Source organism: Mycobacterium sp. NGS50 (genome assembly GCF_059812545.1).
In genome coordinates this window covers 48,159-69,087 of record NZ_JCALCW010000021.1, presented here as the reverse complement: position 1 = coordinate 69,087, position 20,929 = coordinate 48,159, and the positions used below count along the sequence as shown (strand labels likewise).

20 protein-coding genes and 1 pseudogene are annotated in these 20,929 nt (G+C 68.9%); 8 read left to right on the top strand and 13 right to left on the bottom strand.

Translation table 11 applies throughout. The features are described from left to right. The first annotated feature begins 3 nt into the window (after window positions 1–3). Both AC5Y36_RS16055 and AC5Y36_RS16050 read left to right on the top strand, forming a co-directional pair. Window positions 4–1,149, top strand: coding sequence for a thiolase family protein (locus AC5Y36_RS16055; RefSeq protein ID WP_500041917.1), 1,146 nt, complete (start codon window positions 4–6; stop codon window positions 1,147–1,149). A gap of 155 nt (window positions 1,150–1,304) precedes the next feature. After that, complete coding sequence (locus AC5Y36_RS16050; RefSeq protein ID WP_500041916.1) at window positions 1,305–2,435, top strand: nitronate monooxygenase; 1,131 nt, start codon at window positions 1,305–1,307, stop codon at window positions 2,433–2,435. Here the strand turns inward: AC5Y36_RS16050 and AC5Y36_RS16045 are convergent, their stop codons facing one another. The 8 genes from AC5Y36_RS16045 to AC5Y36_RS16010 all read right to left on the bottom strand — a co-directional run bounded on the left by AC5Y36_RS16045 (window position 2,436) and on the right by AC5Y36_RS16010 (window position 9,717). Continuing rightward, window positions 2,436–2,867, bottom strand: a complete 432-nt coding sequence (locus tag AC5Y36_RS16045) for a hypothetical protein (RefSeq protein WP_500041915.1) — start codon at window positions 2,865–2,867, stop codon at window positions 2,436–2,438. Window position 2,868: 1 nt separating this feature from the next. Beyond that, window positions 2,869–4,119, bottom strand: coding sequence for a DUF58 domain-containing protein (locus AC5Y36_RS16040; RefSeq protein WP_500041914.1), 1,251 nt, complete (start codon window positions 4,117–4,119; stop codon window positions 2,869–2,871). Continuing rightward, window positions 4,119–5,087 (bottom strand): AAA family ATPase, encoded by a 969-nt coding sequence (locus tag AC5Y36_RS16035; RefSeq protein ID WP_500041913.1) that lies wholly within the window; start codon window positions 5,085–5,087, stop codon window positions 4,119–4,121. Before AC5Y36_RS16035 ends, AC5Y36_RS16040 begins: the two co-directional genes overlap by 1 nt. Next, window positions 5,084–5,563 carry a hypothetical protein gene (locus AC5Y36_RS16030; protein WP_500041912.1) on the bottom strand — a complete coding sequence of 160 codons (480 nt, stop codon included), beginning with the start codon at window positions 5,561–5,563 and terminating at the stop codon, window positions 5,084–5,086. The genes AC5Y36_RS16035 and AC5Y36_RS16030 overlap by 4 nt, the downstream gene beginning before the upstream one ends. Beyond that, complete coding sequence (locus AC5Y36_RS16025; protein ID WP_500041911.1) at window positions 5,560–6,531, bottom strand: DUF4129 domain-containing protein; 972 nt, start codon at window positions 6,529–6,531, stop codon at window positions 5,560–5,562. Before AC5Y36_RS16025 ends, AC5Y36_RS16030 begins: the two co-directional genes overlap by 4 nt. Window positions 6,532–6,644: 113 nt before the next feature. After that, window positions 6,645–7,664 (bottom strand): phosphogluconate dehydrogenase (NAD(+)-dependent, decarboxylating), encoded by a 1,020-nt coding sequence (gene gnd / locus AC5Y36_RS16020; RefSeq protein ID WP_500041910.1) that lies wholly within the window; start codon window positions 7,662–7,664, stop codon window positions 6,645–6,647. A 28-nt stretch (window positions 7,665–7,692) separates the two neighbouring features. Continuing rightward, complete coding sequence (locus AC5Y36_RS16015; protein WP_500041909.1) at window positions 7,693–9,126, bottom strand: glucose-6-phosphate dehydrogenase; 1,434 nt, start codon at window positions 9,124–9,126, stop codon at window positions 7,693–7,695. Between the two features lie 168 nt (window positions 9,127–9,294). Next, window positions 9,295–9,717 carry a hypothetical protein gene (locus tag AC5Y36_RS16010; RefSeq protein ID WP_500041908.1) on the bottom strand — a complete coding sequence of 141 codons (423 nt, stop codon included), beginning with the start codon at window positions 9,715–9,717 and terminating at the stop codon, window positions 9,295–9,297. 154 nt (window positions 9,718–9,871) lie between these two features. Here AC5Y36_RS16010 and AC5Y36_RS16005 point away from each other — a divergent pair, with 154 nt between their 5' ends. Both AC5Y36_RS16005 and AC5Y36_RS16000 read left to right on the top strand, forming a co-directional pair. Then, window positions 9,872–11,128: a cytochrome P450 gene (locus AC5Y36_RS16005; RefSeq protein ID WP_500041907.1), complete on the top strand. Its 1,257-nt coding sequence runs from the start codon at window positions 9,872–9,874 to the stop codon at window positions 11,126–11,128. A gap of 5 nt (window positions 11,129–11,133) precedes the next feature. Further along, window positions 11,134–11,685 carry a YceI family protein gene (locus AC5Y36_RS16000; RefSeq protein WP_500041906.1) on the top strand — a complete coding sequence of 184 codons (552 nt, stop codon included), beginning with the start codon at window positions 11,134–11,136 and terminating at the stop codon, window positions 11,683–11,685. 1 nt (window position 11,686) lies between these two features. Here AC5Y36_RS16000 and AC5Y36_RS15995 read toward each other — a convergent pair whose 3' ends face one another. Next, window positions 11,687–12,304: a DUF7159 family protein gene (locus AC5Y36_RS15995; protein ID WP_500041905.1), complete on the bottom strand. Its 618-nt coding sequence runs from the start codon at window positions 12,302–12,304 to the stop codon at window positions 11,687–11,689. A gap of 318 nt (window positions 12,305–12,622) precedes the next feature. Between AC5Y36_RS15995 and AC5Y36_RS15990 the strand changes: the two genes are divergently transcribed. From AC5Y36_RS15990 to AC5Y36_RS15980, 3 genes and pseudogenes are all read left to right on the top strand, one after another. After that, a complete protein-coding gene (locus AC5Y36_RS15990; protein WP_500041904.1) occupies window positions 12,623–13,597 on the top strand; it encodes an esterase family protein in 975 nt (324 codons plus the stop codon). Between the two features lie 12 nt (window positions 13,598–13,609). Beyond that, a pseudogene (locus tag AC5Y36_RS15985) lies at window positions 13,610–14,099 on the top strand (SRPBCC family protein). Next, a complete protein-coding gene (locus AC5Y36_RS15980) occupies window positions 14,096–15,445 on the top strand; it encodes a cytochrome P450 (protein WP_500041903.1) in 1,350 nt (449 codons plus the stop codon). The pseudogene AC5Y36_RS15985 and the gene AC5Y36_RS15980 overlap by 4 nt, the downstream one beginning before the upstream one ends. Here AC5Y36_RS15980 and AC5Y36_RS15975 read toward each other — a convergent pair. Beyond that, window positions 15,401–17,164, bottom strand: coding sequence for a CocE/NonD family hydrolase (locus tag AC5Y36_RS15975; RefSeq protein ID WP_500041952.1), 1,764 nt, complete (start codon window positions 17,162–17,164; stop codon window positions 15,401–15,403). The two genes, AC5Y36_RS15980 and AC5Y36_RS15975, sit on opposite strands and share 45 nt — an antisense overlap. Window positions 17,165–17,486: 322 nt before the next feature. Between AC5Y36_RS15975 and AC5Y36_RS15970 the strand changes: the two genes are divergently transcribed. Then, window positions 17,487–17,936 (top strand): nuclear transport factor 2 family protein, encoded by a 450-nt coding sequence (locus AC5Y36_RS15970; protein ID WP_500041951.1) that lies wholly within the window; start codon window positions 17,487–17,489, stop codon window positions 17,934–17,936. Window positions 17,937–17,942: 6 nt separating this feature from the next. On the opposite strand, the gene AC5Y36_RS15965 is transcribed toward AC5Y36_RS15970, so the two are convergent. From AC5Y36_RS15965 to AC5Y36_RS15955, 3 genes are read right to left on the bottom strand one after another with little or no spacing between them, the layout of a single operon-like run. Further along, a complete protein-coding gene (locus AC5Y36_RS15965) occupies window positions 17,943–19,052 on the bottom strand; it encodes an amidohydrolase family protein (protein WP_500041902.1) in 1,110 nt (369 codons plus the stop codon). Next, window positions 19,045–20,391: a type I glutamate--ammonia ligase gene (locus tag AC5Y36_RS15960; protein WP_500041901.1), complete on the bottom strand. Its 1,347-nt coding sequence runs from the start codon at window positions 20,389–20,391 to the stop codon at window positions 19,045–19,047. The genes AC5Y36_RS15965 and AC5Y36_RS15960 overlap by 8 nt, the downstream gene beginning before the upstream one ends. Beyond that, on the bottom strand, window positions 20,388–20,882 hold the full coding sequence (locus tag AC5Y36_RS15955; protein ID WP_500041900.1) for a carboxymuconolactone decarboxylase family protein: 495 nt from the start codon (window positions 20,880–20,882) through the stop codon (window positions 20,388–20,390). Before AC5Y36_RS15955 ends, AC5Y36_RS15960 begins: the two co-directional genes overlap by 4 nt. Window positions 20,883–20,929 lie beyond the last annotated feature (47 nt).

Below are 20,929 nucleotides of genomic sequence, written 5' to 3'. Positions count from 1 at the left end.
GCTATGAATGACGTTGCGATCATCGGGGTCGGGCTGCACCCGTTCGGACGCTTCGACGGCAAACCCGCCCAGCAGATGGGCGCCGAGGCCATCGGATTGGCACTCGCCGACGCCGGCGCCGCCTGGAAGGACATCCAGTTCGGTGTCGGCGGCAGCTACGAGATCTCCAACCCCGACGCGGTGACCCGCCTGGTCGGCCTCACCGGGATTCCGTTCACCAACGTGTTCAACGCCTGCGCGACCGCGGCCAGCGCGATCCAGCTGTGCGCCGACACCATCAAGTTGGGCCGCTACGACGTCGGAATCGCGGTGGGGATGGACAAGCATCCGCGCGGTGCGTTCACCGACGACCCGGCCAAACTGGCGCTGCCGGCCTGGTACGCCGAGAACGGGCAGTTCGTCACCACGAAGTTCTTCGGCATGAAGGCCAACCGCTACCTGCACGATCACGGCATTTCGCCGGAGACGTTGGCGAAGGTGGCGGCCAAGAACTTCCGCAACGGTGCGTTGAACCCCAACGCGTTCCGACGCAAGCCGATGGCCGAGGAAGACATCCTCACTGCGCCGATGCTGAACTACCCGCTGACCCAGTACATGTTCTGTGCCCCCGATGAGGGTGCCGCGGCGGTCATCATGTGCCGCGCCGATATCGCGCACCGCTTCACCGGCAAACCGGTGTACGTGCGGGCAGCCGAGATCCGGACCCGCCGCTTCGGCGCCTACGAGGTGCACGCCACCTCCGCGCCGGTCGTCGAGGATGTCTCGCCCACCGTGTACGCCTCCCGGGCCGCGTTCGAGGCGGCCGGGGTGGCCCCCGACGATGTCGACGTCATCCAGTTGCAGGACACCGATGCCGGTGCCGAGGTGATCCACATGGCCGAGGCCGGTTTCTGCGCCGACGGCGACCAGGAGAAGTTGGTGGCCGACGGCGCTACCGAGATTCATGGTTCGCTGCCGATTAACACCGATGGCGGGCTGATCGCCAACGGTGAACCGATCGGCGCCTCGGGGCTGCGTCAGGTGCACGAGTTGGTCCGCCAACTTCGGGGCGAGGCGGGTGAGCGTCAGGTGCCCGGAGCGCCGAAAGTCGGATTTGCGCAGGTCTACGGGGCGCCTGGGACCGCATCGGCGACCATCGTCACCGTCTGATCCGCCCGGGCACTCGTGGTTGAGTCGGCCGGCCCCCGGCGAGGCCCGCCCCGATCTCGGGGGTCCCGCTGGTCGCGTTGACACGCGTCTGGTACTAAACTAGAACACGTTTCAACTTTGGTTCCCGTCGCCTATCATCCCGCTTAGGAGCAGGCATGCACACCTCGATCTGCGATGACCTCGGCATCGAGTTTCCGATCTTCGCTTTCACCCATTGCCGCGATGTCGTCGTCGCGGTGAGCAAGGCCGGCGGATTCGGCGTGTTGGGCGCGGTCGGGTTCACGCCCGAACAGCTGGAAATCGAGCTGAAGTGGATCGACGAGAACATCGGCGACCACCCCTACGGCGTCGACATCGTCATCCCCAACAAGTACGAGGGCATGGACTCCGGGCAGTCCGCCGATGACCTGGCCGACTCGCTGCGCAAGCTGGTGCCCCAGCAGCACCTCGACTTCGGTAAGAAGCTGCTCGCCGACCACGGTGTTCCCGTCGAGAACGCCGACGAGGACAGCCTGCAACTGCTCGGCTGGACCGAGGCGACCGCCACCCCGCAGGTCGAGGTGGCGCTGCAGCACCCGAAGGTGACGATGATCGCCAACGCGCTCGGGACTCCCCCGGCCGACATGATCACGCACATCCACGACGCGGGCCGCAAGGTGGCCGCGTTGTGCGGCTCCGCCTCGCAGGCGCGTAAGCACGCGGCGGCCGGCGTGGACATCATCATCGCCCAGGGCGGCGAAGCCGGCGGCCACTGCGGCGAGGTCGGTTCGATCGTGCTGTGGCCGGAGGTCGTCAAGGCGGTGGCACCGGTGCCGGTGCTGGCCGCGGGGGGCATCGGCAGCGGTCAGCAGATCGCCGCGGCGCTGGCGCTGGGCGCCCAGGGCGCCTGGACCGGTTCGCAGTGGCTGATGGTCGAGGAATCCTCGAACACCGAGGCCCAGCACGCGGCCTACATCAAGGCGGGTAGTCGCGACACCGTCCGCAGCCGGTCGTTCACCGGCAAGCCGGCCCGGATGCTGCGCAACGACTGGACCGAGGCGTGGGAGGCCCCGGACAACCCGAAGCCGCTGGGCATGCCGCTGCAGTACATGGTCTCTGGGATGGCGGTGCGGGCCACCAACAAGTACCCCAACGAGAGCGTCGACGTGGCGTTCAACCCGGTGGGCCAGGTCGTCGGCCAGTTCACCAAGGTGGAGAAGACCGCGACCGTCATGCAGCGCTGGGTGCAGGAGTACCTCGAGGCGACCAGCACACTGGACGCGCTCAACGACGCCGCCGGCGTGTAGTCAGCGCCCAGCGCCCAGATACGGCTGGATCGCCAGCACATACAGCCCGAATACCGCGAACGGCGCCAGCAGCGGAAGCCAGGGCAGGCTCAGCGGAAACGCGGTCGCGACCAGACCGGCGAAGGTGAATCCGAGGGCGCCGACCGCCGCCGGTGCCGTCACCGCACCCGCGTGCCGAAGTGTCAGGTAGCCGGCGGCGCTCAAACCGGACAGTCCGGCCAGGACCGGCACCGGATCGGCGAGCACGATCGCCGACCCGGCCAGCAGCACGGCCAGCGTCGCCGCGGTACGCAGGGTCAGCCCGGCCAGCACCGCGGCCAGCGCCAGCAGCGCGATCACCGCCGCCCCGCGGGAATGCGATCCGACGGCCGGTACGGTCGCCATCAACACCCCCAATACCCCCGACAGGGATTGCGACGCCGCCAATTTCATGTCACCGTCGCCCCCGCACCGGGCGGCGGTCGGTCAGCAGCCGCATCGACTGGTCCAGGGTGTGCTCGGGGTCCCAACACACCACGTCGACCCCGACGGTGGCCATGTCGCGATACATCGAGGCCCGCTCCAGCGCCCACATCCGCTCGATCAACGGATCATGCTCACCTTCGAACGGCGAGCCCTCGAGCACGTCGACGGCGACCACCACGTGCCCGCGGCGACGCAGGTCGATCAGCGCGAGGGCGAACTCGGTGTCCAGCAAGGTGGAGAAGGCGACGACGACCGCGCCGGCGGGAACCGCCGCACGCGGAGCCAATGTCCCGGTAGTGGTTTCGAAGTCATCGCCGACGTGCAGGACGGTGTCGATCAACCGGTAGAACTGCCGCTGCCCGATGTCGGCACCCAGCCACCGTGGACGTCGACCGCCCAGTGCGACGACACCGGCACGATCCCCGTTGCGCAGCGCAGTCTGGACCACCTGCGCGGCACCGCGCACCGTCCGGGTGGTCGCTTCGGTGGCGGGCCCCGGCTCCTGCGGGTACCTGTCGATCAGCACCACCACGTCGGCGGCGCGGTCGGTCAGACGCTGCGTCACATGCAGTCTGCCGCGACGGGCACTCACCGGCCAGTTGACCATCCGCAACGGGTCGCCGGGAACATAGGCGCGGATATCGGCGTACTCGACGCCCGGGCCGATACGGCGGGTCAGGTGGGTGCCCAATCGGTCCAGCAGCTCGGTGCGCGGGATCGGCGTCGATTGCGGTGGGGCCAGCGGGAATACGTTCACCTCGGCGGCATCCACCGCGGCGGTTCCGGCCAGTAACCCGCCACCGGCCAACACGGCGACCTCGGCCCGGATCGGGTATCGGCCCCAACGTTCGGTCACCGCGTGCACGGTCTGCACCGGCCGGGGAGATTCGTCAACGAGCTGCATCCCGGGCACCGCCGTCACCCTCAGTTGCCCCGCCACTCCGTCGGGTTCGGCGGTCAGCCAGACCGTCAACCGTGCCTGCTCGGATTCGAAGCAGCGCTGCGATGCCGGCTGCGCATGGACGCGAATCCTCGGCGCCGGCCGCTGCCAGTTGATCGAGCACAACACCCCCAGCAGCGGCGCGGCGAACGCGATGAGCTGCCAGCGCGCGGCGAGCACCGCGGCGGCCAGGGCGAGGGCACTGCAGGTCGCCAACGCCAGCGTCAGAGATGAGGCACGCCAACGTAGCTCGATGTCGGTGACCCGGGTTTCGATCATTACTCGCTCAGTCCCCGCGCCCGCGGCACCGGCAACCGGTGCAGTAGCTCGGCCACCACGTCCGACCCCTGGATGCGGCGCACCCACATCTCCGGGCGCAGGGTGATCCGGTGAGCGACGGCCGGGACGGCCAGTGCCTTGACATCCTCGGGGATCACGTAGTCCCGGCCGTCCAGCAGTGCGCGTGCCCGGGCGAGCTGGACCAGGTCGAGTTCGGCGCGCGGGCTGGCACCGACCGCCACCTGCGGATGATGCCGGGTCGCGGTCGCCAGCGCGACCACGTAGTGCAGCACATCGTCGTGCACGGTGACCTGCTCGACCGATTCACGCATCGCCACCAGGTCGTGCGCGTCGACGATCTGCGCGACGGCGGGCTCCGCCGAACCGCGGTCGAGTCGGCGGCGCAACATCGAGGTCTCGTCGCGTTCGGACAGGTACCGCAACTCCAGCCGGATCGCGAAACGATCCAATTGCGCCTCCGGCAGCGGGTAGGTGCCCTCGTATTCGATCGGGTTGTCGGTTGCCAGCACGATGAACGGCGCCGGCAACCGGTGCGTTTGACCGTCGATGCTGACCTGGCCCTCCGCCATCGCCTCCAGCAGGGCCGCTTGGGTTTTGGGCGGCGTCCGGTTGATCTCGTCGGCCAGCAGCAAGTTGGTGAAGATCGGCCCGGACCGGAACTCGAAGTGCCCCGACTGCATGTCGTAGATGGTCGAGCCGAGCAGGTCCGCGGGCAGCAGATCCGGCGTGAACTGGACGCGGGTGAACCCCAGGCCCAGCGCCGCGGCGAACGACCGCGCGATCAGCGTCTTGCCCAGCCCCGGCAGGTCTTCGATGAGGACGTGGCCGCGCGCGAGTACGGCGGTGAGAATCAACGCGAGCGCCGGGCGCTTACCCACCACGACACGTTCGATCTCGTCCAGCACCGCTTCGCAGTGCGCGGTGGTGGTCGCCGCCGGCATCGTCACACCTGCTCCAATCGTTGCAGAATATCTTCGAGTGCCGCCCGGCCCGGGCCGCGTCCGCGATCGCGGCCTTCGGCGACGTTGGCTGGATCCACCCACTGCCATAACGTTGCGCCGAAGAGCATTTCGCCGGTCGCGTCGAATGCTGCCGGATCGGTGCGGCGTGATTGACCGGTTGCGTTCTCGAACCGCCGCGCGAGCATCGGACGCCAGTGTCGGTCCCAGTCGATCCGGGTGGACTCCGACCAGTGAATCAACGTCTCGCTGCGGGACAGCCAGTGCCGCAACGAATCAACCCCCGGATCCGGTGGAACGGGGGTCGGCGTCACGTCACGGCCCAGGACCCGCCGAAAGACCACCAGCAGCAGCGCCGCCGCCAGGCCCGAGACCGCCAATGCCGTGCGGCGGCTGTCCAGCAGCAGCGCCAGCGACTCCGTTGCCGCGACCAGGCAGACGCCCAGGATCACCAGCCGCGTCACGACGTGCTCCGCGGTAACTCGGCAAGCACCAGCCGAAGCACCCGAACCGCTGCGTCACGATGATCCTCGTTCATCACGTGCGGGCTGAATCGCGCCTCGGCGAACAGTTTCACCAATTGGGCCGCGTTGTCGGCACGCAACGCATGGTGCTCGACCGCCCGAACCAGCACCTCGGTCGGGGTGTCGAATTCCTGCGGCATCGCGTCGGGCACGTGCGCCAGTTCCCGCTCCATGGTGGCGTAGCAGGCGATGATCGCCTCCCGCGGACCGCGGCCCAGGTCGCCGATCTCGGCCAATCCGAGTTCGGCGGCACGCACCAGCGAACCCGAACCCGCCGGCTCGGGTTCGGGCCCCGCCTCGGCGCCGATCAACGGCAGCGTCGTGCCCGGCCGCCGGCGCGCCCCGATGACGGTGGCCACCAGGGTGACCAGCACCAGCCCCGCCGCGGTGGCGGCGAGATAGGAGAACACGTCGCCGCCCGGACGGGGACGGGGCAGCCGCGGCGACGGCGGGGCGGTGTCGCGATGTTGTGGTACGCCGTCGGGTCCCACTGTCCCGGTGTGCGCCCCCTGGCCGGGTGCCCGCACCCTGATTCCGTAGTGGCCGGCCAGGTGCAGCAACAGCATGGTGATCAGCAGCCACCCGATGAGCACCGCGAGGCCGATCAGCAGCACCAGCGCCGCGCGCCACGTCGGTCGCCCGCCCCGGCCGGCAGCACCTTCGGCGAGCCCGGTCAGGCTGCCGGCCGATGCGCGCGGATTGCGGATGCGGGCGATGATCGCGACCACCAGGATCGCCAGCGTCGCGCTCAGCAGCGCAACCAGGAGGAACACCGACGCCGGGCCGGCCCGGTGCTGGTCGTCGGGCTTTGCGCTGGCTGGAAGGTATCCGCGCAGGGCGGCAGCAGCGAGCGCCAACAGCAGGATCAGGACGGCCACGCGCCCTGTTGCCTTGTCGATACCGGGCATCGGCACACCACTCGACTGGTCGCTCACCGCCGTTGCGGCATCTCCATCCTGGCACGCCCGCCGCTACCGGCGGCAAAATTCCGTTCGCGACGTCCTCGCCGGCGCATCAGCCGTCAGTGCGGCTTTTCGTCGTGCCCGCCGAACTGCTTGCGCATCGCCGACAGCGCCTTGTTGGCGAACTCGTCGAGGTCACGGGACGCGAAACGGGACTGCAGCGCCGTCGTCAGCACCGGCGCCGGGACCCCCTCGTCAATCGCGGCGATCGACGTCCAGCGGCCTTCGCCGGAGTCCGAAACCCGCCCGGCGAAGGTTTCCAGCGTGGGCTCCTCGCGCAGCGCGATGGCGGTCAGATCCAGCAGCCAGGATTCGATCACGCTGCCCCGCCGCCACAGCTCGGCGACCTCGGGAATGTCGATGTTGTACTGGTAGAACTCCGGGTTGGCCAGCGGCGCCGTCTCCGCGTCGCCCTGCTGTACCCGCGTTCCGATATCGGCGTTGCGCAGGATATTGAGCCCCTCGGCGAGCGAGGCCATCATTCCGTACTCGATGCCGTTGTGCACCATCTTGACGAAGTGCCCCGCCCCGGACGGCCCACAGTGCAGATAACCCTGCTCGGCCGGGGCGATCGGACCATCGCGACCCGGGGTGCGCGGCGCCGCCCCGACACCGGGCGCGACGCTGGCGAAGATCGGTTCGACGTGGGCGACGGCGTCGGTGTCACCGCCGATCATCAGGCAGTAGCCGCGTTCCCGTCCCCACACGCCGCCGCTGGTTCCGCAGTCGAGCAGTCGAATCCCCTGCTCGGCCAGCATCTCCGAGTGCTTGATGTCGTCGCGGTAATACGAGTTGCCACCGTCGATCACGATGTCGCCGGACTCCAGCACGCCGCCCAGGTCCTCGATGACCGAGGTGGTGATCGGCCCGGCGGGGACCATCACCCACACCACACGCGGCGCGGTGAGGCTGTCGGCGAGTTCGGCCAGCGAGGACACCCCGGTGATCGGGCCGCCTCCGGCGATGGCCGCGACCGCGTCGGGATTGTGATCGTAGGCCACGCATTCGTGTCCGTCGTTGACCAGACGACGCGCGAGGTTAGCCCCCATGCGGCCCAGGCCGACCATTCCTAGCTGCATCTTCTCCCCTGCTCTCGGTTTTTCACGGTTAAGCGCCACGGTCAGACGGCAGCCAGGGCTGTTGCCATCCGTGGTGACCCCGCAGCAACGAGCGTGCCGCCTCGGGCCCCCACGACCCCGACTCGTACGGATGGACCGGCCCCGGCGTGTCCAACAACGGCTGAACGACCCGCCAGGTTTCCTCGATGGCGTCCTGGCGGGCGAACAGCTGGCGGTCACCAGACAACCCGGCGTGCAGGAGCCGCTCGTAGGGGCGTATCGGCTCACCCAGATCCTCGGCGAACGACGAGTCGAGGTGCACGGCGCGCCACGAATCCCCGCCCTGGGCGATCAACTGCAGGCGAAGGCCGGGGTCGGGGTCCACACGCAACACGATCTGGTTGGGTTCGGCTCGGTCTCGGCCGGTCAGGAACGCGAGCGCGGGGACCCGGCGGGTGAACAGCCGGACCTCGGTCACCTTGGCCGGCAACGCCTTGCCCGCGCGCAGGAATATCGGCACCCCCGCCCAGCGCCAGTTGTCGATCTCGGTCCGCATCGCGATGAACGTCTCGGTTTTCGAGCCGTCGGCCACCCCGTCGATGTCGGTGTAGCCGCGGTACTGGCCGCGGACGTAGCGCGCCGGCTCGACCGCCGGCATCGCCCGGAACACCTCGGCCTTCTTGTCGTTGAGGTCATCGGCCGTCGATCCCGCCGGGGGATCCATCGCGACCAGCGCGAGCACCTGCAGCAAGTGGTTCTGCACCACGTCGCGCAAGGCGCCGACGGAATCGTAGAACCGACCCCGGTCCTGCACCCCGAAATCCTCGGCCATGGTGATGTGGATCTCGGCGATGCTGCGGCGGTCCCACACCTCGGCAAGTGTCGTGTTGGCGAAGCGCAGGTATTCCAGTTCCACCACCGGCTGCTTACCCAGGAAGTGGTCGACCCGCAGGATCTGATCCTCCCGCAGCACCGCGCGCAGTCGGGAGTTCAGCTCGATCGCCGAGGCCAGATCGTGGCCGAAGGGCTTTTCGACCGCCACCCGCGCGTCCTTAAGTAACCCGGCCTTTGCGAGGTTCTCCACGATCGGCGCGAACAGCGAAGGCGGCATCTCCAGGTAGTACAACGGGCGCCGACTCGCCCCGGTGTGCTTCGACAGCGCCGCGTAGAGCGCCGGATCGGTGACGTCGCCGTGCAGATAGGACAACCGGGCGGCCAGCCGGTCGAAGACCTTCTCGTCGAACTCCTCGGTGGCGCCGATCGCCTCCCGTGCCCGCGTGCACAGCTGTTCGACGCTGATGTCGTCACTGGCCACACCCAGGATCGGGCAGTCCAACTCGTTGCGGCGCTCCAACCGGTACAGGGCGCGAAACGTCATCTTCCGAGCCAGATCCCCGGTAATTCCGAAGATCACCAACAGGTCGGACGCGATGTCGTCGCGCTCAGCCAATCCGCCACCTCTGCTGACAAGTCGTGTAGGCAACCAGCTTGCGCATCGCGTCGGAGGCGATCCCCCAGCGGCCAGACTCCACCCTAAACATCAGCGCGGCCCTGGACAACCGTCCGCCACGCCACCAGCTGCCGGTGCCGGGTGTGCGCTCGACATTCGTTGTGCCGCTGCGTCACTGCACGGCGCCCGGCGCCGCGACGGTCACTCAGACGAGACGACACCCGGCGGAGCGTACGGGCCGGCGCCCCCGGTGAACAGCCCGGGTTGCCAGCCCTGGGCACCCATGCAGACCAGCGGCAGCCCATCCGGGGATTGCGCGGCCGCCTGCGAGCTGGGGCACGGTTTGCCGATGTCCTGCACGCCGTAGAGCTTGTAGGAAATCATCCAGAACCCGGTGTCTTTGGCCGGGAACTGGTTGGGGATGAAGTGGCACGCCATCGCCTGCCCGTCGGGGCCGCGCCCGTAGATGTACCGCTCCCAGCTGTAACAGGGCTGGTCGATACTGACGCCCTGGGCCATGCCCGGCACGTCACCCGTGTAAGCCCTCGGATCGGCTCCGGCAGCCGGGGCTGCGCCGACGGCGGCTGCGGCGATGGCACCCGCGGTCACTAGTTCGCGAATCATGTCCCACCCTCGAGTTAGCTGAGCCCGGCCGGCGTGGCGGGCGCTGTGCCGAGCCTATCGGGTACCGCGGGGCCGCCCACGCGAATCGGCCGCAATCTCCCGGTGCACCGGTGTATTACTGGCAATTAGCCCCCTTCATCGTGAGGAGTAGCCGATGCCCGCCCCCAATCTGCCCCCCGGCTTCGATTTCACCGATCCCGACATTTACGCCGAGCGCCTACCGGTCGAGGAGCTCGCCGAGATGCGCCGGGTGGCGCCCATCTGGTGGAACGAACAGCCGGCCGGGCGGGGCGGCTTCGATGACGGCGGCTACTGGGTGGTGACCCGCCACCACGACGTGAAGGAGATTTCGCTGCATAGCGACGTGTTCTCCAGCTTGGCCAAGACGGCGTTGCCGCGCTACAAGGACGGCACCGTCGCCGAGCAGATCGACCGCGGCAAGTTCGTGCTGCTGAACATGGACGCCCCGCAGCACACCCGGCTGCGCAAGATCATCTCGCGCGCGTTCACTCCGCGCGCGGTGGAGCAACTGCGCGGCGACCTCAACGAGCGGGCCCGGCGGATCGTCTCCGCGGCCGCGGCCGAGGCATCCGGCGACTTCGTCGAGCAGGTGTCGTGCGAGCTGCCGCTGCAGGCGATCGCGGGGCTGATGGGCGTCCCCCAGGAGGACCGCAAGAAGCTCTTCGACTGGTCCAACCAGATGGTCGGCGACCAGGACCCCGAATTCGCCGGCAACGACGCCATCGCGGCATCGGTCGAGTTGATCATGTACGGGATGGCGATGGCGGCCGACCGCACCGAGAACCCGCGTGACGACCTGGTCACCACGCTGATCCAGGCCGACATCGACGGCCACAAGCTCTCCGACGACGAGTTCGGCTTCTTCGTGATCCTGCTGGCGGTCGCCGGCAACGAGACCACCCGCAACTCCATCACCCAGGGCATGATGGCCTTCACCGATCACCCCGACCAGTGGGAACTGTTCAAACGCGAGCGACCGGCCACCACCGCCGATGAGATCGTGCGCTGGGCCACCCCGGTCACGTCGTTTCAGCGCACCGCGCTGGTCGACTACGAGCTGTCCGGGGTGCCGATCAAAGCGGGTCAGCGGGTGGTGATGTTCTACCGGTCGGCCAACTTCGACGAAGAGGTCTTCGACGACCCGTACACCTTCAACATCCTGCGCAACCCGAACCCGCACGTCGGGTTCGGCGGCACCGGCGCCCACTACTGCATGGGCGCCAACCTGGCCCGGATGACCATCGACCTGATGTTCAACGCGATCGCCGACGGAATGCCGGATCTGGCATCGGTAGGCACCCCGGAACGGCTGCGGTCCGGGTGGCTCAACGGGATCAAGCATTGGCAGGTCGACTACGGCGTCGGCGCGAAGTGCCCGGTCACGCATTGAGCGGAGTGCCAGACGCGCAGTGGACGTTCGGCCCGGACGACGGCGACCTGCTCATTCGCACCGGCGTCGGCGGCCGGGCGGCCAAGATGGGTCACCGACTGACCCTCGTGATGCACCGATGGCAGGCCACCCTGGACTGGTCCGGGGATACGCCGCTGACCGTCGAACTCACCGTCGAGGTGGAGTCGCTGCAGGTGGTGCGGGGTGACGGCGGTGTCAAGGCGCTGTCGGGTCCGGAGAAAACCCTGGTGCGTGCCAATGCGTTGCGGTCACTGGACGCCGGCCGCTTCCCGACCATCCGCTTCGTTGCCGACACGATCGATCAGACCGGCGAGGGATACCGCCTGGCCGGAAGTCTGCAGATCCACGGCACCCAGCGTGATCAGGTTGTCGAGGTGCAGATCACCGATACCGGGGACGAGTGGCGGCTGTCCAGCAACACCGCGGTCCGGCAATCGGATTTCGGTGTGCGGCCCTACTCGTTGCTGATGGGCTCGCTACAGGTCGCCGACGACGTCTCGGTGTCGTTGCTCGCCCAGCGGGCCAAGGACCGCTGAGTCACCGCGACGGTGCCGCGGCCTCTGCGGTCGAATGGTGGGCCCCCGACGGGGTTTGTCCCTTCTCGGGAGCCAGTTCCAGACCCACCGCCACGGCCAGCGACACGACGAAGGTGACCGCGGCGGCCACCAGCGTGGTGACCGCGGAGGCGTAGGTCAACGATCGTGTCCGTGCCGGCGCGCTGGGGCGCACCGCCGCCGCGGCATCAGGCTGCCGCTGGCTCTGCTCGGCGGTGAACTCGGTGCCCAGTGCCACCGCGGCGCCCCGCGCCAATGCCAGGTCGTCGGGTGCGGTGTGCCGCCCGCTGCCGAGCATCTGGGCCGCGGTGGTGTACCGGACCGGCACGACACTGTCCAATCCCGCGTCGGCCAAGAACTCCAGCAGCAGCGCGGCGTCCGCGGCCGCGGCATTACTCCACGTCACGCATACCGCGTGCAATCGCTGACCGGCCGCGTCCAGGCCGGTCCATATCGGCAGCACCACCTCCGCCGCCTGCTGAGCGGCGTTGACTGCGCGGAGCCCGCGGGATTCCCCCACCGCGAACTCGGCGCTGTCCAGGGTCGCGCCGTTGCCATCGTGACCGTCAACCAGGACCCACCCCACCCGGTTTCGCGTCATCGATAGGCCTAATACCGCATCCAAATCTCCACCTCAATCGGGTCCGGCGTTGCCATCGAAACGCGAATCGTGCGGGTCTCCCCACGATGTGGTGGTTCGCGCTTGGCGGCAGGCCGGGACGGCGTGGTCTACGTCGGCTTTACCGCCGGTGAGCCTACCGGGGGACGCCGACATTGCCACATCGGGCCTCCAGGCGCAGGTGGGCGGGGTCAGCCTGAAGCCGATATCTGAGCGTGTGATAATCGACACATCGACCATTCCGAGGTAAGTTCACCCCGATGCGCGTCGGCGCATAAATACGTGGTAAGGGGCCCAAGCATGGCAGAAGTGAGCAAGAAGACGCGCGGCTGGGGACGCCGACTGCTGGTCGCCGCGGCGGCCGCCGTCGCGCTACCCGGTCTGGTCAGTGCCGCCGGCGGAACAGCGCCCGCCGAGGCATTCTCCCGACCCGGCCTGCCCGTCGATTACCTGCAGGTGCCGTCCGCATCGATGGGCCGTGACATCAAGGTCCAGTTCCAAAGCGGTGGCGCCAACTCACCTGCGGTATACCTGCTCGACGGCCTGCGCGCCCAAGACGACTACAACGGCTGGGACATCAACACGGCCGCGTTCGAGTGGTACTACCAGTCGGGCCTGTCGGTGGTCATGCCGGTGGGCGGACAGTCCAGCTTCTACGCCGACTGGTACCGGCCGGCCTGCGGTAACTCCGGCTGCTCGACCTACAAATGGGAGACGTTCCTGACCAGCGAGCTGCCCGGCTACCTGGCGTCCAACCAGGGCGTCAAGTCGACCGGCAGCGCCGCGGTGGGCATCTCCATGGCCGGGTCCTCGGCCATGACGTTGGCGATCTACCACCCGGGTCAGTTCGTCTACGCCGGCTCGCTGTCGGGTTACATCAACCCGTCCGACGGCAAGGGCTGGATCGGCATGGCGATGGGCGACGCGGGCGGCTACCACCCCGAGGACATGTGGGGACCCGGCGACGACCCGGCCTGGCAGCGCAACGACCCGACGGTCAACGTCGGTCAGCTGGTCGCCAACAACACCCGGTTGTGGGTGTATTGCGGCAACGGCACCCCGAACGAGCTGGGCGGCGGCAGCATCCCGGCGACGTTCCTGGAAGGCAACTTCATGATCGGCCAGAACAAGCGGTTCCAGGAGCTGTACGAGGCGGCCGGCGGCCACAACGCGGTGTTCGACTTCCCGCCCTACGGCACCCACAGCTGGGAGTACTGGGGTGCGCAGTTGCAGGCGATGAAGCCCGACCTGCAGAGTTCGCTGGGCGCCGCCTGACGGACGGTTCCGCTGTGTCGCCGAACATGCTTGGATCGATGTCATGCAAGGTTCGGCAACGGTTCACATGGCGGCACCCGCACAGCAGATCTGGGATCTGATCGCCGACGTCCGCAATACCGGGAAGTTCTCTCCGGAGACGTTCGAGGCCGAGTGGCTCGACGGCGCCACCGGTCCCGAGCTCGGTGCCCGGTTCCGCGGACACGTGCGGCGCAACGAGATCGGGCCGGTGTATTGGACGACATGTCGGGTCACCGCATGCGAACCCGGGCGTCGTTTCGGGTTCGCGGTGTTGGCCGGCGACCGGGCGCTCAACAACTGGCTCTACGAGCTGACGCCCAGCGGTGACGGCACCGACGTCACCGAATCGTTCCGGCTGGCCAGCTCGCCGCTGACCACGGTGTACTACTGGGCGTTCGGCGGATTCCTACGCCAGCGGCGCAATATCCGCGACATGACGAAAACCCTGGAACGCATCCGGGATGTGGTCGAGGCGGCGTGAGGCAGCGCCTGCACTGGGTCGCCCAGCACGGCTTCATTCGGGCGGTGGCCACGCTCGGTGCCCGCCGCGGTGACCCGCAGGCCCGGCTGATCGCCGACCCCGCTGTCAAGGCCGATCCCGTCTCGTTCTATGACGCCTTGCGTCCCCGCGGTTCGTTGGTGCGCACCCGGATCGGCTACCTCGCCATCGATCACGCGACCGCGCACGCGCTGCTGCGCTCCGACGACTTCCGGGTGATATCGGCCGGAGCGAGTCTGCCCGCGCCGCTGCGGTGGCTGGAACAGCGCACCCGCGAGGACATGCTGCACCCGCTGCGGCCGCCGTCGCTGCTGGCCGTCGAACCGCCGGAGCACACCCGCTGCCGCAAAGCCGTGTCGGCGGTGTTCACCCCCAAAGCGGTCACCGTCCTGCGCGACCGGGTCCAGCACACCGCGCACACGCTGCTGGATCAGCTGGCCGATGAACGCGGGGTGATCGACATCGTCGCCCGCTACTGCTCACTGCTTCCGGTCGCGGTGATCAGCGACATCCTCGGGGTACCCGAGTCGGACCGGATGCGGGTGCTGGAGTTCGGCGAATTAGCCGCCCCCAGCCTGGATTTCGGCGTCACCTGGCAGCAATACCGCTCGGTGCGGCGCGGCCTCGCCGGCTTCAACGCCTGGTTGACCGAGCATCTGCACGGGCTGCGCCGCGAACCCGGCGACGATCTGATGAGCGAGTTGATCCGAACCGCGGAAAGCGGCGACCCCGACACCCATCTCAGCGAAACCGAACTGCACGCGGTCGCCGGGTTGGTATTGGCCGCCGGATTCGAGACCACGGTCAACCTGCTGGGAAACGGAATTCGGATGCTGCTGGAGGCACCCGACCAACTACAGACGCTCCGGGACCGTCCGCAGTGCTGGGCGGGCGCCGTCGAGGAGATCCTGCGACTGGACTCGCCGGTACAGCTCACCGCGCGAATGGCCGCCACCGACACCGTCGTCGACGGCACCGCGATCAAGCGCGGCGAGGTCGTCGCCATCCTGCTGGCCGCCGCCAACCGTGATCCGGCGGTGTTCTGCGATCCGCACCGCTTCGACGTCGAACGCGCCAACGCCGCACGGCATCTCGCCTTCTCCGGCGGCCGGCACTACTGCCTGGGCGCCGCGCTGGCCCGCGCCGAGGGCGAAGTCGGGTTGCGGGCATTCTTCGACCACTTCCCCGAGGTGCGCAGCGCAGGCCCCGGCGTGCGGCGCGACACCCGGGTGCTGCGCGGTTGGGCGCACCTTCCGGTGCGGCTCGGGCCGCCGAGTTCGATCTCAGACCAGGCTGTCCGGGTCGGCCAGCGGGATCAGGATGTGTGACGGGGTGGCACCGCCCTGGTGGACCCGATAGCTGCCGCCGGCCAGTGCCTTCCGCGCGGGCAAACTGGGCACCAGATGCGGAAAGTCGTAGCTGGTCAAGGTGAGCCGCAGCCGATGCTCGGGCGCGATCAGTGCCGCGGTGGGGAAGATCTCGATGTCGTAGCGGGTCAGCTCGCCCGGTACGACGGGCCGGCTGGCAGCCCGCGTGCTGACATGCTGTGGCCGCAACACGGTGCCGTCGGGCAGGTACCACGTGCGGTCGGTGTCCAGCTCGCGGTGTGAGCCCAGCAGCGCCCCCTGAGTCAGCGGCCGACTGGCCCCGTCGGGGGCCACGTCGTCGAGGTGCGCGACCCACAACGTCTCCGTGGTGGTCGCCGTCGCGTGCAGCGTCAGCGTGATCGGCCCGGCGATCAGCGCCGCTTCGGTGAACGCCTCGGTGGTGTACGTCAGCGCCCCGCGCTGCAGGCGCCGGTTGTCCTGGTCATAACCGATCCGGCCGCCGGCCTGGGTGGCGATGAAGCTGTTCATCCCGAGTGTCCACTGCTCGAGGCTGCGGCCCGATATCGGCCCGCGCGGCCGGTATTGCAGGGCGGCCACCGTCTCGTCCGGATCCGCGGTGTCGGCCAGCCGGCCCGAATCCGCCAGGTACCAGCGGGTGGGCGCCGCGGCCGGGACGGGGTATTCGCGGGTGTGGAACCATTGCGGGCTGCCGATGGCCTGGAAGGTCAACGGCGCTCCGGACAGTGCCGCGGTCTCGTCGTCCTTGAGCCAGCGGTCGAACCACCGCAGCTGCAGCGCATTCAGGTGCAGGCCGCCGAAGTCCGACACGTGATACCAGGGGCCCATCATCAGCCGGAACCGGTCCGAGACCGGCTGGCCCGGTTCCATCGCGGCACCGTCCGGGCGCCCGGCGTAGGCGTTCTGCAGGGCGGCGTAGTTCAGTGGCGCGCCCCGCTGGAAGGCGTCGTGCCACCCGCCGACCAAGAACACCGCCACCCCGTTGGCGGCGACATCGCGCAGCACCTGGGCCGGCCGCATGGTGTCCCAGAACGGTCCGTCGTAGGCGGTGTCACCACCGGTGGCGGCCGCGGTGACCAACGGCCCGAAGTAGGCCCGCTGGTCGCGGCCGCGCTGGCGCACGGCGGCCAGGCCGCCCGACCGCGGCCGGGGATGCCCACCCCGCGCGAAGAACTCCAGTGTCGGGTTGACGACGTTGAGCAGCGAGTAGGTGGCACCGTAGGTGCGCACCGTCCGCAGATGTGCCACCCCGCCCATCGCGGCCGCGTCACGGTAGAAGTCGTTGGCCGCCATCACCGGGAAGATCGCCTTCAGCGGCGAATCCGGTCCGACCGCGGCGGCGGCGAACAGCTGGTTGATCGACAGGTAGGAGATTCCGAACATGCCGACCCGGCCGTTGGAGTTGGGCAGCGTCGACGCCCATGCGACCAGGTCCACCCCGTCCTGGGTCTGCTCGGTACCGAACATCTCGAACGACCCGCCGGACGCACCGGTCCCCCGGACGTCGACCATCACCTCGATGTAGCCGCGTTTGATCAGGTATGGGGTTGCGCCGCCACCGATCTGGGCGGCCGGCGGCGGCGCCATCTTGCCGTACGGCGTCACCGACAGCAGCACCGGGAACGGCCCGTCCGCGGGCTGGCCGGTCTCGGGCACGGTCGGATAGTGGATGTCGCCGCGCAGCACCACGCCGTCGCTCATCGGCACCGCGACGTTGCGCCGTACCCCGGCCCCGTAGAGCGCGGGCCCCGGTGTCCAGGACGGCGTGAACGGTGCCGGTGTCTCCTGGCGCGTCCGCGCCGCCGTCAGCGCCCGGCCGGCCAGCGCGGCCGCACCGACCGCCGCCACTGCCAATCCGGCCTTGCGCGCCAATCCCCGTCCCGCCATCGCGTACCTCCCGCAGCCCTCGCCGACTCCCCGACTCTAAACGCGCCCACACCGCCTTGGACACCTGTCCAGCATCGACGTTATATTTACGCCTGTGACATGGGACACAGAAACCAAGATCGGGCGCGCGGCGGACCTGCACGGTGACGTCAAACAGACGGTGGTCGGGATGTGGCAGGCGCTGTCAGCGCGTAACTGGGATGCGGTGAAAACCTTTCTGGCGCAGGACTGCATCTATGTCGACATGCCGGTCGGGCCGGCCGCGGCCGCCCGCGGGCCGCAAGACATCGTCAAGCGGCTCAAGATCGGGCTGGAACCGCTGGCCGGATACCAGAACCACCCCGGGCTGCTGGTCGCCGAGGGCTCCGATGTCCTCTACGAGCACTCCGAGACGTGGAATTGGGCGACCGGGGAAACGGCGGTGCTGCGATTCGTCACCGTGCACCGGGTGCTCGACGGCAAGATCACGCTGTGGAAGGACTACTGGGACATGGCCGGTCTGACGGCCCACGCCCCGCCGACCTGGCTGGAGGATCTGGCCAAGGCCGACATGTCCTGGGTGTTCGACGCCACCGGCCTGATCTGAGGGCTCTCAGCCGAAGCAGATGCGTGCCGCGGTGACGTGCGCGATCAGGTCGACGACGCGCATCGCGTCGGATGGACTCCACTCGTCGGCGTCGACGAATCCGCGCATCACCCGGTACATGCCGCCGCGCCACAACCGCGCGCCCAGATAGTGCAGTTCAGCGGGGCCGAATCCGTCTGAGGAATAGACGATCTTGCGCAACGGTGCCAGCTCCAGCAGGCGAGCGATGAACGCCGGTGCCCGCGCGCCCAACTGGTTGATGGCCAGTCCGCCGTCGACGTAGACGTTGTTGAACGCCTGCGCGAGGTAGCCGGCCTCGCGCTCGTAGGGGTAGCAGTGCAGCAGCACGATCGCCGTATCGCCGGTCTGCTGCAGGAACTCGCGCAGGTACAGCGGATTGGCCAGCCGCAGATCGGCGTCGCGGTCGCCGATCCCGACGTGTAGTTGCAGCGGTTTGCCGACCCGCAGCGCGGCGTGCAGACCGAATCTCAGCAGCACCCGGTCGGCCACCCGGACCCCGCCGCGGTCCCGCCACCGGGCGGCGGCCTGCGCCACCTGCGTCGCCGACGGCTCGGTCAGGTCACCGTCGAACCCGCCCCGGTAGGCAAGGATCGACTTGGTGGCGACCGCGCTGCGCATCCGCCGGTGCAGGATGTCCTGGAACACATCGGCATAGTCGCCGGAGGCCGCCGCGGCCTGTTCGGCGACCTGCTCGAGCCGGACCACCTCGTGGCCGCGCCCACCGGACAGCTCGGCCAGACCGTCGACATCGGTGACGTCTGAGCCGACGCCGGTATCGACCAGCCAGTCGGTGACCCCGGCCGCGGGCAGCAGCAGGCGGGCCAATTCGATCTCCTCGAGCTGACTGCGGCGCTGCCAATACTCCTGCGGGCCAGCATGGTTGGGCAGCCCCAGCAGTGGCGCGCAATGTGCGCGCACGGCGAACCCCAGCTGCGTGTCGAATCCGGAGTCGAACGCCGCCAGCGGCGCGGTATTGGCCTCGTTCAGCGCGTTCTCAAACCGGTTGCGGTCACCCGATGTTCGCCAGCAGCCATGCACATGCTGATCGATCAGCTCGACCGCGGCGATGTGCTGGTGCAGGGCCGACTCACACACTCCAGGCCATCCGGAATTTCTCGGTGAGCTGTTCGGGTTCCAGTTCGCCGTAGTGCGCGTGTTCGAAGCGACGCACCGCCACCAGGGCGTCGACGGCCGCATCACCCAGGATGGCACGCAACCGCCGTGAACCGTCAAGTGCCGCAACCGCTTGTGCCTGCGATCCGGGCAGCGGCCCGACCCGTTCGGCGCCGGTCAGCGTGGCCGGGTCGGCGGTGGTTTCCGGCGGCAGCACCGCGGATCCGCCGATGCCGTCGAGCGCCAGACCCAGGATCGTCGCGGAGGCGAAGTACGGATTCGCCGACGGGTCGACCACCTTCACCTCGACATTGCCGCCGTAGCGTGCCCCCGGCCCCCCGCGCACGAACCGCAGCGCGGCCTCGCGGTTCTCGGTTCCCCAGCAGGCGAACGCGCCGGCCCAGTTGCCCGGTTGCATCCGCAACCCGGACACCACGGACCCGCACAGGATCGCCAGCGCCTCCGGCAGGCCGCGCAGCAGTCCGCCCAGCGCGCACTCGCCTTCGGCTGTCATGCCGGCGGCACCGCTCCCGTCGGAGAACAGCTGCTCCCCCGCCCGGGCCAGGGAGAAGTGTTGGTGGGCACCGGAACCGACACCATCGGCGAACGGCGCCGGTGACAGGCTGACCCGCAGGCCGTGCCGGCGCGCGGCTCGCCCGATGATGATCCGGGCCAGCATCAGCTGGTCGGCCGCGGCCACCGGGGTCTGCGGGGTCAGCGAAACCTCGAACTGGTTGAGACCGTATTCCGGGTGAAACTGCTCGATGCCGATCCCGGCCACGGTGGCCGTCGCGATGACCTCGCGGACGAAGTCTTCGTACTCGAGCACCCCGGCGAGCCCGTACTGAGCCCACAGGGTTGAGGGTGCCCGGCTACCGTCCGGGTTGACCAGGACGAATTCGATTTCGTGTCCAACGGTCGCCTCGATGCCCGCATCGGCCAATGCGGATTCGACCCGGCCGAGCGTTCCGCGACTGCAGGCCGCAACCGGTACACCGTGCTGGTCGAAGAACCCGGCCGGCGCCCAGGCCATCCCGTCGCCTATCGGGCGCAGCGCAGACAGGTCGATCCGGATCCGCTGATCACCGACCACCCCGATGTCATCGGTGAAGGCGATACCGGTCCGGTCGATGGCGAAGCCGTGCCAGACCGGGCTGACACCCAGTCCCGGTTCGGCGAAGGTGTTGATCTGACGGATCGGCACCGCCTTGGCGTGCGTGAGCCCGGCCGGATTGACCACGGTGCCGATAACGGCGTCGACCCCCTCCGCCTCCAGCTGCGCGATGGCCGCGGCGGCAAGCGGAGTGGGCCGGTCGGTCACGCCCGGCTGGGCAAGGTGAGGATGCAGCTCTGCCCGATGTCCAGGGTGCGCAGCACCCGTCCCATCCCGACCCAGAGCGCACACGACAGCGCCAGGTCGGTCAGCAACTCGTCGGAGAGGTGCTCGGCGCAGCGCGCCCAGAAATCTTCGTCGTCGCGCAGCACGGTGTGCTCGGTGGCGAATCGGTGGGCGAACTCGGCCGCCAGCCGCTCCTGGGCGCTGTATCCCGGCCAGGTGCGCCATTCGGCCGCGTGCTCGTACAACTCTTCGTCAACACCGGCCGCGGGCCCGTCTGCGTCGCGGGTGTTCTGGCATACCGTGCACTCATTGGCATTGGCGATCACCGTCCGCGCGAGTTCGCGGGTCCGCATCGGCAGCCGGTTGCGGTTATAGACGGCGTCGCTGAAGCCGGCGAGCGCGCCGCCGAGGTCGGGCGACTTCAGGAACCAGCCGGCAAGGTCGTCGTTCGCGAATGCTCCAATACGGCTCATGGCGGTGATGCTACGCCGTGCCACCGGCACTCGCCCGTTCCCTGCCC

Coding starts and splice junctions, on each gene's coding strand:
- AC5Y36_RS16055 (WP_500041917.1), top strand. CDS start 4: ATGAATGACGTTGCGATCATCGGGGTCGGGCTGCACCCGTTCGGACGC.
- AC5Y36_RS16050 (WP_500041916.1), top strand. CDS start 1,305: ATGCACACCTCGATCTGCGATGACCTCGGCATCGAGTTTCCGATCTTC.
- AC5Y36_RS16045 (WP_500041915.1), bottom strand. CDS start 2,867: ATGAAATTGGCGGCGTCGCAATCCCTGTCGGGGGTATTGGGGGTGTTG.
- AC5Y36_RS16040 (WP_500041914.1), bottom strand. CDS start 4,119: ATGATCGAAACCCGGGTCACCGACATCGAGCTACGTTGGCGTGCCTCA.
- AC5Y36_RS16025 (WP_500041911.1), bottom strand. CDS start 6,531: ATGCCCGGTATCGACAAGGCAACAGGGCGCGTGGCCGTCCTGATCCTG.
- gnd (WP_500041910.1), bottom strand. CDS start 7,664: ATGCAGCTAGGAATGGTCGGCCTGGGCCGCATGGGGGCTAACCTCGCG.
- AC5Y36_RS16010 (WP_500041908.1), bottom strand. CDS start 9,717: ATGATTCGCGAACTAGTGACCGCGGGTGCCATCGCCGCAGCCGCCGTC.
- AC5Y36_RS16005 (WP_500041907.1), top strand. CDS start 9,872: ATGCCCGCCCCCAATCTGCCCCCCGGCTTCGATTTCACCGATCCCGAC.
- AC5Y36_RS15995 (WP_500041905.1), bottom strand. CDS start 12,304: ATGACGCGAAACCGGGTGGGGTGGGTCCTGGTTGACGGTCACGATGGC.
- AC5Y36_RS15990 (WP_500041904.1), top strand. CDS start 12,623: ATGGCAGAAGTGAGCAAGAAGACGCGCGGCTGGGGACGCCGACTGCTG.
- AC5Y36_RS15975 (WP_500041952.1), bottom strand. CDS start 17,164: ATGAGCGACGGCGTGGTGCTGCGCGGCGACATCCACTATCCGACCGTG.
- AC5Y36_RS15955 (WP_500041900.1), bottom strand. CDS start 20,882: ATGAGCCGTATTGGAGCATTCGCGAACGACGACCTTGCCGGCTGGTTC.